At 61.7% G+C, this 10,637-nt stretch carries 8 protein-coding genes and 1 pseudogene; 6 read left to right on the top strand and 3 right to left on the bottom strand.

Annotated features, from left to right (window positions below; all coding sequences use genetic code 11):
• Window positions 1–58 precede the first annotated feature (58 nt).
• The gene (locus tag VFE81_RS13575) at window positions 59–997 is read right to left on the bottom strand and encodes a D-ribose ABC transporter substrate-binding protein (protein ID WP_325045090.1); all 939 of its coding nucleotides are present in this window, start codon (window positions 995–997) and stop codon (window positions 59–61) included.
• A 378-nt stretch (window positions 998–1,375) separates the two neighbouring features.
• Between VFE81_RS13575 and VFE81_RS13580 the strand changes: the two genes are divergently transcribed.
• From VFE81_RS13580 to VFE81_RS13590, 3 genes and pseudogenes are all read left to right on the top strand, one after another.
• A complete protein-coding gene (locus VFE81_RS13580) occupies window positions 1,376–1,546 on the top strand; it encodes a hypothetical protein (protein ID WP_325045091.1) in 171 nt (56 codons plus the stop codon).
• A 16-nt stretch (window positions 1,547–1,562) separates the two neighbouring features.
• Window positions 1,563–2,612: pseudogene (locus VFE81_RS13585) on the top strand (TonB-dependent siderophore receptor); the annotation flags it as partial.
• Between the two features lie 61 nt (window positions 2,613–2,673).
• A complete protein-coding gene (locus VFE81_RS13590; RefSeq protein WP_325045092.1) occupies window positions 2,674–3,435 on the top strand; it encodes a hypothetical protein in 762 nt (253 codons plus the stop codon).
• Window positions 3,436–3,738: 303 nt separating this feature from the next.
• Here VFE81_RS13590 and VFE81_RS13595 read toward each other — a convergent pair whose 3' ends face one another.
• Window positions 3,739–4,029: a DUF4148 domain-containing protein gene (locus tag VFE81_RS13595; RefSeq protein ID WP_325045093.1), complete on the bottom strand. Its 291-nt coding sequence runs from the start codon at window positions 4,027–4,029 to the stop codon at window positions 3,739–3,741.
• Window positions 4,030–4,303: 274 nt separating this feature from the next.
• Here VFE81_RS13595 and VFE81_RS13600 point away from each other — a divergent pair, with 274 nt between their 5' ends.
• Genes VFE81_RS13600 through VFE81_RS13610 form a run of 3 tightly spaced genes read left to right on the top strand, consistent with a single transcriptional unit; the run spans window position 4,304 to window position 10,468 of the window.
• Window positions 4,304–7,549, top strand: coding sequence for an efflux RND transporter permease subunit (locus tag VFE81_RS13600; protein WP_325045094.1), 3,246 nt, complete (start codon window positions 4,304–4,306; stop codon window positions 7,547–7,549).
• A 19-nt stretch (window positions 7,550–7,568) separates the two neighbouring features.
• Window positions 7,569–8,873, top strand: a complete 1,305-nt coding sequence (locus VFE81_RS13605; RefSeq protein WP_325045095.1) for an efflux RND transporter periplasmic adaptor subunit — start codon at window positions 7,569–7,571, stop codon at window positions 8,871–8,873.
• Between the two features lie 26 nt (window positions 8,874–8,899).
• Entirely contained in the window at window positions 8,900–10,468 is a 1,569-nt protein-coding gene (locus VFE81_RS13610; RefSeq protein ID WP_325045096.1) for an efflux transporter outer membrane subunit, read from the top strand.
• Here VFE81_RS13610 and VFE81_RS13615 read toward each other — a convergent pair.
• Window positions 10,449–10,637, bottom strand: a 189-nt coding sequence (locus VFE81_RS13615; protein WP_325045097.1) for an ATP-binding protein, incomplete at its 5' end; no start/stop codon positions are given. The two genes, VFE81_RS13610 and VFE81_RS13615, sit on opposite strands and share 20 nt — an antisense overlap.

Genomic DNA, 10,637 nt, shown 5'->3' on the forward strand with positions numbered 1-10,637 from the left:
TGTCCTCGCTCTACGCCGAATGAGAACCTGGAGGCATTCCGCCTCCAGGGGCCAGCCTTTAGCGCAGGGCAAACATGTCGAGCTTGCCGGCGTTCGCCTTGGTAATCAGCGAGCAGTTGATCAACTGTTTTTCAGGCTTGCCGGTCGAACCGGTCTTCATATATTTGTCGGCCTGTTCTACGGCTTCTGTTGCAGCCAGCGCGGCGGGTTGCAGAACCGTGGCCCGGATGTCGTTGCGCACGATTGCATCGCGAACGTCGTTGCTGCCGTCAAAGCCGACCACGATCACGTCGCTGCGTTTCGCGGCCTTCAGTGCCGCCGATATTCCCATGGCCATCGTGTCGTTGCCTGCAATCACGCCTTTGATATCGGGGTGGCTCTGCAGGATGGTCTCCATGACGCTGAATGCTTCGGTCTGACTCCAGTTGGCCGATTGCCGCTCGACCATCTTCATGTTCGGGAACTGGTCGATCACATCGTGGTAACCCTTTGAACGGATACCCGCGTTGATATCCGCTTCACGCCCAACGAGTTCGACGTAGTTACCTTTCTCGCCGAGCGCCTTGACGAAGGCGCGACCGCCGAGCTGCGCGCCCTGATAGTTGTTCGACACGATTTGTGAAACGGCGATACCCGTCGCATTGATTTCACGATCGATCAGGAACGACGGAATGCCCGCCGCCTTTGCCTTGCGCACCGCCGCGATCGATGCCTCAGAACCCGCATTGTCGAGAATGATCGCCTTGGCGCCGCGTGCGATGGCAGTGTCGACCAGATTCGATTGCTTGTTCGCATCGTCGTCATGCACGAGGACGATCGTGTCGTAGCCCAGCACCTTGGCGCGCGCATTTGCGGTATCTGCTTCGGCCTTGAAGAACGGATTGTCGTGCGAGGGCGTAATGATGGCGATAAGGTTGGCCGCCTCAGCAGCCCCCGCCGCAGTGAAAAGGGTAATCGTGGCTGCCGCCAGCGCAAGCCAGTGTTTTGAGGCCTTCATCGTTTGTCTCCTGTGTAAACGTCTGTGCACTGCAAAACCAGTGGCGCGGGAAGAGGCACGTTTCTTTTTATAGTCGCGCTCGTCACTTATCGCGTCATGATGTCATCATACCAGTGGAATTTCGGCATGGAAGGACGATTTGGTCAGGGTTTTCTCTAGCTGTCGTCGACCGAGGTGTCACGCGCACCGCTCGGCGGACGCATCCGCGCCAGGCGCGAAATCTGCTGCTCGATAGACCCGTTGATCGCCTGTGCTGGATTCACCTGGCCGCAATGCCAGTCCGGACAAGCGATCTCAGCGGCTCAATCGGGGCGACCGGGAGCACTTTCCATGACAGGCAAGCGGGTCCCGTCCGTCGAATCGAAAAGGAGAATAACGGTGACTCTGCTCATTTATCTCGTAGGTTGGATCATTCTGATAGGCGGCGTGGCGTGGGGGTTGATGGCGCTGCACGTCGCCCAACATACGATCGCGATCGTGGCGGTCATCATGCTCGGCGTCGCCGTGATCACAGGCGCTACCCGGGTACGCAACCGCGACCGGTCATAAAGCCGATAACGTTGTCACTCTCTTCCCACCCAGCGGAGCTACCCAGGTGGTGGTGTCGTACGAATATCGCAAGTTTCTCTATCCGTTCGATCGCGGCACGGCGCTCGACCCGAAGACCAACAAACCGCTCGCCATTTCGAGCCGTGAACGCCTCGACGAACCGTTCAACGAAATGGAAGGCGAATCGAATCTGGCGCAGTCCAGGACAGTTTGCATCTCACCGACAAGTGGATTCTAATCGGCGGCGCGCGTTTTCTGAGCTACAACCAGATCGCGGGAAAGGGCCGGCCGTTCGTCGTCAACACGGACATCAATGGCACCAAATGGCTACCGCGCGCGGGCGTGATTTACAAATGGACCGACACGGTGTCGCTGTACGGCAGCTATACGCAGTCGCTCAAACCGACCTCGACGATCGCGCCGCTTGCTTCCGGCGAGGTGATCGACTCATCGGTACAGCCTGAAGAAGCGACCTCGTGGGAACTTGGCGCGAAGGTAGCGATGCCTGGCGGCCTGACCGGCACGCTGGCGCTGTTCAATATCGACAAGAAGAACGTGCTGGTGCAGCAGTACAACGACACCACCAGGCAGACCGACTGGCGCACGGCCGGCAAGGCGCGTTCGCGCGGCGTCGAGCTCGACGTAGCCGGCCAGATCGGCCAGCACTGGAGCGTGATCGCGAGCTACGCGTACATCGGCGAAGACCACCGAGGATCCGCTCTACGCGGGCAAGCGCCTGTTGAATGCACCGCAGAACACGGCATCGCTCGCGGCGGTGTACGACTTCGGCACGATCTTCGGCGGCGACCAGTTGCGTGTTGGCGCCGGCGCGCATTACGTCGGAGTACGTCCGGGCGATTCGGCCAATAGCTTCACGCTGCCGGCCTACACGGTCGCCGACGCCTTTGCCACGTACGACACCAAACTCGGCAACCGGCACCTGTCGTTCCAGCTCAACGTGAAGAATCTGTTCAACAAGACCTACTACCCGTCGAGCGTGAACAAGTGCTTCGTATCGGTCGGCGACGCCCGTCAGGTCTCCTTGCTGTCGACACTCGAGTTCTAAGTCATGCCGGAATCGCACGAGATACACGCATTCAACTGATCAGCACGGGACTGGAATCGTTATGAAGCGTCAAAATAAAGGATCAGAAAAGGGTTCAGCACCCGCACCTAAGCGCCGCTCATTTCTGACTGCGGCGGCGGGCCTCGGTGCGTTGCTGGCTGTCACGACGCCGGGTGCGCGCGCCGCATCGAACGGGCCACGCACGGGCAAAAAAGTCGTCATGATTGTGCAACTGAACGGGCCGAACCTGGCTGTCGACCAGAAGATCGCGGACCATCTGGGCGCGCGCGGCTACAGCGTGCGCATGCTGGATCAGGCACAAGCACCCGAGGCAACCGGCGATGCCGATCTCGTCATCATTTCATCGACGGTCTCATCCAAACAGGTGGCAGGCGGCTGGCGCTATCTGACCAAACCGTTGTTGACATGGGAAAACGATTTGCTTGACGACTTCGCGATGACGGGCAAGCGCCACGACGTCGATTTTGGCGAAGCGGAGAAAGAGCGTTACCTATGGTTGGTCAACGCACCCCACCCGATCGCAGCCGGCTTGCCGGCAGGCGTAACAAACGTATATGGCAAACAGGCGGCGATGAGTTGGGGCAAACCGGGCCTTGGCGCAACAACGATTGCGACCCTGTACGGCCAACCGGAAAAGGCCGCGATCTTCGCATACGAAAAAGGCGCGACAATGGACTACGAATCGTTGGCCCCGGCCCGGCGCGTGATGTTTTTCCTGAACAACGACACATTCGGAAATCTCTCGCCTGCGGGAAACAGCTTGTTCGACGCAGCCGTGGATTGGGCGGCAGGTGTGAGTTGAGGGACACAACCCAACTAACGTGACTGAGTATGGCGAAATACCCTTCGGCGCGCGCAGCGCCGCCGGAAGAATGACTGCCTGGTCACGAACGCGGAGTGTGCGAGAACACAGATTCCAGATGCACCACTACTGCAACTGTGCGGGGGACCCGCTTATAAGCTAGCGATATGAGCCGCTTTCTTTTGCCTACTTTTCTTTGCGGCATGCAAAGAAAAGTAGGTGCCTGCCCCGCACAGGGGCGAACGCTAATAAACCAAAAACAAAACAAGAAAGGGCCAAGGCCACAGGCGAACAAAAACAGCATCAATTATCCGCAGAAGCCGCGACACTACCACCTGCCGCCCCAGCCGTCTTCGCGGCACCAGCCCCATCCCCAGGATGCTGAATAGCATATATCTCGCGATTGCGAGCAATTTCCCTCGCCGTAGGCGGATAGTCATTATTAGGCGTCGGCACGAGCCCTTCTTCCTGAGCCTGCTGCAACTGAGCCATAACATCGGCGCGAGTCAACCCAGACGGACTAGATTGAGCAAAAGCATTCGCTCCAAACGGCAGGCTAAGCGCAGCAACAGCAATAGCGGTAAGCAGTTTCATGATGTCTCTCCGATGATGAGCAAGAAATGAGTGGCCTGAACCACGCTTCCCATTCTTGTCATTTCACCTGTCGGAGCACTGACCTGCAGATTACCGTTTTGTTATCTACGCATAGCCGTTGAATAAAACCCCAGATAACAGAACGGTAATGTAGCGGACCGCAGCCCGTAAGGGCCAACCCTCCACACTCCTGACTCACGAAGAAGCCCGCGTCCCGCGCCGCCAGGGACGTCAAAAAATCGCGCTTCCATCTGCCTCTTTTCAGGAAATCGTCATGTGGATCGTCAAGCTCGCGCTGCGCCGCCCATATACATTCGTGGTTCTCGCGGTGTTGATCTTTATCGTCGGCCCACTCGCGATACTGCGCACGCCGACCGATATCTTTCCGAACATCGACATCCCGGTGGTCAGCATTGTCTGGACGTATAACGGCTTTTCCGCCCAGGATATGGCCAACCGCATCACCTCGAACTACGAGCGTGCGCTGACCTCCGACGTCGACGATATCGAGCACATCGAGTCGCAATCGCTGAATGGCGTCTCGGTGGTGAAGATCTTTTTCCACCCGGGTGCGGACATCAATCGCGCGATTGCCGAGGCGGCCTCCAATTCCGCGTCCATTCTGCGCGTGCTGCCGCCAGGCACGTTGCCGCCGAACATCATTACGTACAACGCGTCGACGGTGCCGATCCTGCAACTCGGACTCTCCAGCAACACCTTGTCCGAACAGCAGCTCTACGACCTCGGCAATAGTCAGATCCGCACGCAACTGGCGACGGTACAGGGCGCCTCGGTGCCGTTGCCGTTCGGCGGCAAGGTCCGCCAGATCATGGTCGATATCGATCCGCGCGCGCTCCAGGCCAAAGGTCTTTCCCCACTCGACGTGGTCAATGCCGTCAATGCGCAGAACCTGATTTTGCCGGGCGGCACCGCGAAAATCGGCACGAAGGAATACAACGTGCAGATGAACGGCAGCACCGACACGGTGGCCGCGCTGAACGACCTGCCGATCAAGACGGTCGCCGGCGGCGTGGTGTATGTGCGAGACGTGGCCCATGTGCGCGACGGTTACGCGCCGCAAACCAATATCGTGCGCAGCGACGGCAAACGCGCCGCCTTGCTCACTATCGAGAAATCCGGCAGCACGTCCACGTTGACCATCATCCAGCAGGTCAAGGCGATGTTGCCGCATATCGCGGCCGGCTTGCCGAGCGCGTTGCACATCACCGCGTTGTCCGATCAATCGGTGTTCGTGAAGTCGGCGGTAGTGGGGGTGGCACGCGAGGCCGTGATCGCCGCGGCCCTGACCGCGTTGATGATCCTGCTGTTTCTCGGCAGTTGGCGCGCCACGCTGATCATTGCGGTGTCGATTCCGCTCGCGGTGCTGACTTCTCTGATCGCGCTTTCCGCGCTCGGCCAGACCATCAACATCATGACGCTCGGCGGACTCGCGCTCGCCGTGGGTATTCTCGTCGACGATGCGACTGTCGCGATCGAAAACATCACGCACCATCTGGAAAACGGCGAGCCGTTGCATGACGCGATTCTGAACGGTTCCGGTGAAATCGCCGTACCGACGTTCGTCTCGACATTATCGATCTGCATCGTGTTCGTACCGATGTTCCTGCTCTCCGGCGTTGCGCGCTATCTGTTCGTACCGCTCGCCGAAGCCGTGGTATTCGCGATGATCGCGTCGTATTTCTTCTCGCGTACGCTGGTGCCGACACTTGCGATGTACCTGATGCGTGCGCGCAGCAATGCGCCGGTCACGGGTAACGGACCGATTGCGCGGTTGATCCGCTTCCAAACCGGTTTCGAACATCGCTTCGAACGCCTGCGCGAAGGTTATCGCGGCGTGCTTGCCAGTGCAATTGCGAGCCCGCGCCGATTCATCGTCATCTTCCTGGTGTTGTGTATTGGCTCGCTCGCATTGGTACCGTTCGCCGGCCGGGACTTTTTCCCGGCTGTCGATACCGGCGAAATCCGCCTGCATCTACGTGCGCCCACCGGCACGCGTATTGAAGACACCGCGCGCATCACCGACGAAGTCGAAGCCAAGGTGCGCAGTGTGATTCCGAAGCAGGAACTGGCCGCCATGCTCGACAACATCGGCGTGCCGGTGAGCGGCATCAATCTGACCTACGACTCGTCGGACCCGATCGGCCCGGAAGACGCCGACGTGATGATCACCCTCGCGGAAAAACACAAACCCACCGCTGCCTATGTGGCGACATTGCGCACGACGTTATCCAAGGATTTCCCCGGCGTCACGTTTGCCTTTCTGCCCGCCGACATCGTTAGCCAGATTCTCAACTTCGGTTTGCCGGCACCGATCGATATCCAGATCGTGGGCAACAAGCTCGACGCTAACCGCGTGGTCGCGAACCGCTTGCTCGAAGAACTGCGCGGCGTGCGCGGTCTCGTCGATGCGCGAATCCAGCAGCCGGGCGATGCGCCCGCAATCAACGTGAATGTCGACCGCACACGGGCGATTCAGGCCGGCTTGTTGCAGCGTGACGTGTCGCAGAACCTGCTGATCGCGCTCTCCGGCAGTTCGCAGACCTCGCCGAATTTCTGGCTCGATCCGCGCAACGGCGTCAGCTATCCGCTGATGGCGATGATGCCGCAGTACGACATCAATTCGCTGCAATCGCTCGCCAACATCCCGGTTGCAGAGAATGGCGGTACGGGTACCGGCGCAATGAACGCGTCCGTTGCGGCGAACGGCAACGGCCCCGCGCCGCAGAACCTGCTCGGCGCGCTGAGCACGCTGACGCGCGGCACCCAGCAAGCCGTCGTCTCGCACTACAACGTGCAGCCGGTCCTCGATATTTTTGCATCGGTTCAAGGGCGTGACCTTGGCGGTGTGGCGGCCGACGTGACCCGGCTCGTCGATCAGATCCGGCCGCAATTGCCGCCGGGCGCATCGATCGTGATGCGCGGCCAGGTGCAGGCGATGCACGACTCGTTCAGCGGCCTCGCAAGCGGTCTCGTGTTCGCGATCGCTCTCGTCTATCTGCTGATGGTTGTCAATTTCCAGTCGTGGCTCGATCCGTTCATCATCATCAGCGGCCTGCCGGGCTCGCTCGCGGGCATCGCGTGGATGTTGTTCAGCACCGGCACGAGCCTGAGCGTGCCGGCACTGACCGGCACCATTCTGTGCATCGGCATTGCCACGGCCAACAGCATTCTCGTGATCAACACCGCGCGTGAATTCCACCACGCCGGCAAGCCATCGTTGCAGGCTGCGCTCGAAGCGGGTTTCAGCCGCTTCCGTCCGGTGCTGATGACCGCGCTCGCCATGCTGATCGGCATGCTGCCGATGGCACTCGGCCTTGGCGACGGCGGCGAACAGAACGCGCCGCTCGGCCGCGCGGTGATCGGCGGCCTGGCGCTTGGCACCGTGTCCACGCTGCTCTTTGTCCCGGTCGTCTACGGGATGGTGCATGCCTGGCTCGACAAGCGCCGCGCCGCGCGCACCGACACACAAGAAGCCGGCGTTCCCGCCCGCACACATTGACTCCGACGAGAGCCTGCTCATGAACAATCCATCACTTCCGCCTGATCGCGGCGACATGTCTGAACAGGCCGCCGAGACCGCTCAAGCGGCTTGGTCGGCTCAGCCCGCGAGCGGCAAGGAAAACCTCCATGCCGATAAGACCGGGACTGCACGCTCCGCAGAGACGACAACAGCAGGCCCGAAGCCGCGCCGCCGTCTCTGGCCATTCGCATTGTCCGGCCTCGCCGCGGCGCTACTGATCGTCGGCATCGTGCCGCGTCTGCACGCGAGCGCCGCGCTGACGCAACAGACACAAGCGCAAAGCATGCTCAGCGTTTCCGTGGTCACGCCGCGTCCCGCGCCGGCCGTCCACGAACTGCTGTTGCCCGGCTCGGTGACGTCGTTCGCCGAAGCGTCGATCTATGCGCGCACGAGTGGTTACCTCGCGCACTGGAACAGCGACATCGGCGCCCAGGTAAAAAACGGCCAGACGCTTGCCACGATCAACGCGCCCGATCTGGATGCCCAACTGCGCCAGGCCCGTGCTGACGAAGCCACTGCGCAAGCCAACTTCGACTTCGCGAAGACCACCGCGCAGCGCTGGCAGGAGATGCTGAAAACCCAATCGGTCGCGCAACAGGATGCGGATACGAAAGTCAGCGACATGGAAGCGCGTCGCGCGATGCTGGCCTCGGCGCAGGCCAATGTCGCGCATCTGGCCGAGCTGGTGTCGTATGAAAAGATCACCGCACCGTTCGACGGCACGATTACCGCACGCAATGTCGATGTCGGCGCACTCGTGACGGCGGGCGGCACACCCGGCACGTCGGGTATGTCGGGCGAGCTGTTTCATATCCAGCAGACCGGCGTGCTGCGCGTGTTCGTCGACGTACCGCAGAACGACGCGCCCTACGTCACGCCCGACACCGGGGTGTATCTGACCGCCCAGCAGTATCCCGGGCGGCACATCGCGGCAAAGGTGGCGCGGACCACCGGCTCGATCGATCCGTCGAGCCGCACGCTGCGCGTCGAGGTCGACGTCGATAACAAGGACGGCACGCTGATGCCAGGCGCCTACGCGCAGGTGCATCTGCAGTTGCAGTCGACCACCCCGGCACTCGATCTGCCGGTCAGCGCCCTGCTCTTTCGCCCGGATGGCGTGACGGTCGCCGTGGTCGACGGCAACGGCCGTGCGGTGCTCAAGACCGTGCACATCGGCCGCGATTTCGGCACGCATGTGGAGATCACCACGGGCCTCGCGGCCACAGACCGCGTGATCGACAACCCCGGCGATTCGCTAAGCACTGGCCAGGCCGTGCAGATCGCGCCGGCCGCGCACGGCTGAGCGCCTGTCATCGAAAGGATTTGCCGATGTTCACACTGCCTCCTTCACGCCTTTTGCTGCGCCGTTCCATTGCCGCTACGTTGATCGGCGCGCTGCTAAGCGCCTGCTCGACGTTGCCGCCTTACCAGCGGCCAACCGCAGAGATTCCCGCGCAGTACGCGGGCGCCGCACCCGGCTGGGCGCAGGCGGCACCTGCCGACACAGCACCGCGCGGCCCCTGGTGGACGATCTTCAACGATCCCGTGCTGAATCAACTCGAGGCGCGCGTCGACGTCTCGAATCAGACCGTGCGCAAGGCGGTTGCACAGGTGCAGCAGGCACGTTCGATGGTGGATTATCAGCGCGCCGGTTTTTTCCCCACCATTACCGCAGGCGTCGCCCAGGATCGCTCGCGAACCTCGCAGAACGTTGAGGGGAAATCGCTCGCGGGCAAGACCGTCCCGGATTATTCGGCGGGCGTGTCCGCGAGCTGGGAACCGGACCTGTTCGGACGCATACGCGACACCGTGACCGGCGCGCAAGCCGATGCCGCGGCGAGTGCGGCGGATCTCGAAGCAGTACGCTTGTCGATGAGCGCCGACCTCGCTGTCGACTATTTTTCCCTGCGTTCGCTCGACACGCAGAAGAAGCTGCTCGACGACAGCGTGACCGCCTACGCCGCCGCCTTGAAACTCCTGCAGCAGCAATTGAAAGACGGCGCGATCGATGCCTCCGCGGTCGCTCAGGCCACCACTCAACTCGAAGCGACGCGCACGCAAGATACCGATATCGACGTTACGCGCGCGCAGATGCAGCACGCGATTGCGACCCTGATCGGCGAGCCGGCCTCGACCTTCACGCTGGCGCCGAACGGCTCGGCGGCGACAGCGCCAACGATTCCCATCGGCCTGCCGTCGCAACTGCTTGAACGGCGTCCGGATATCGCCGCCGCCGAACGGCGTGTGGCGTCGGCGAATGCGCAGATCGGCGTGGCGCACGCGGCGTTCTTCCCCGATCTGGTGTTGTCAGCCAGCGCCGGGCTGGAAAGCACATTCTTCGCGCCGTGGCTCAGTGCGCCGAGTCTGTTCTGGTCGCTCGGCCCGCAGCTTGTCGGCACGTTGTTCGACGGCGGCAAGCGTACGGCCAGCCTGCATGGCGCGACGGCACAGTACGACGGCGCGGTCGCGGATTACCGGCAATCGGTGCTGGTGGCCTTCCAGCAGGTCGAGGACAACTTGTCCGCCCTGCATTCGCTCGCCGACGAAGCCACCAGCCAGCAGCGCGCGACCACGGCCGCGGATCTGTCGTTGCGGCTCACGACAAACCGCTTCAATGCGGGCGCGGTCAGTTATCTCGACGTGGTGACCGCGCAGACGATCGCGCTGACGAACCAGCGCACGGCAGATCAGATCGCCGCGCGGCAGTTGGAATCGAGCGTGCTGTTGTTGAAGGCGTTGGGCGGGACGTGGAATGGCCAAGGAGAGGGTGCGGCGACGCCGGGTGTGGCAGCTACGGCGAACGCGACTGGTCCCGTCACCCCATCCGCTGCTCAATCCGGCACCACACTCGCTACTGCGCCCGCCCCTCGCGCAGCCCTTAAACCCGCCGGAACGTAAGAACGAACCGCGTGCTCTGCGCGTCGCTCTCGGCATGCACCGTGCCGCCATGCAACTCCATGATCGTGCGGACGATAGCAAGCCCGAGCCCCGTCGAACCGGTGGACCCCTGCGACGATCCGGACGAAGGCAAGGAACTGCGCGACGGATCGATGCGATAGAAACGGTC

Origin of the sequence: Paraburkholderia sp. (assembly GCF_035656215.1) — a bacterium.
Classification (GTDB): domain Bacteria; phylum Pseudomonadota; class Gammaproteobacteria; order Burkholderiales; family Burkholderiaceae; genus Paraburkholderia.

Bases quoted from the DNA above. Each gene is read 5' to 3' on its own strand.
- VFE81_RS13595 (WP_325045093.1), bottom strand. From the start codon at position 4,029: ATGAAACTGCTTACCGCTATTGCTGTTGCTGCGCTTAGCCTGCCGTTT.
- VFE81_RS13610 (WP_325045096.1), top strand. From the start codon at position 8,900: ATGTTCACACTGCCTCCTTCACGCCTTTTGCTGCGCCGTTCCATTGCC.
- VFE81_RS13590 (WP_325045092.1), top strand. From the start codon at position 2,674: ATGAAGCGTCAAAATAAAGGATCAGAAAAGGGTTCAGCACCCGCACCT.
- VFE81_RS13575 (WP_325045090.1), bottom strand. From the start codon at position 997: ATGAAGGCCTCAAAACACTGGCTTGCGCTGGCGGCAGCCACGATTACC.
- VFE81_RS13600 (WP_325045094.1), top strand. From the start codon at position 4,304: ATGTGGATCGTCAAGCTCGCGCTGCGCCGCCCATATACATTCGTGGTT.
- VFE81_RS13605 (WP_325045095.1), top strand. From the start codon at position 7,569: ATGAACAATCCATCACTTCCGCCTGATCGCGGCGACATGTCTGAACAG.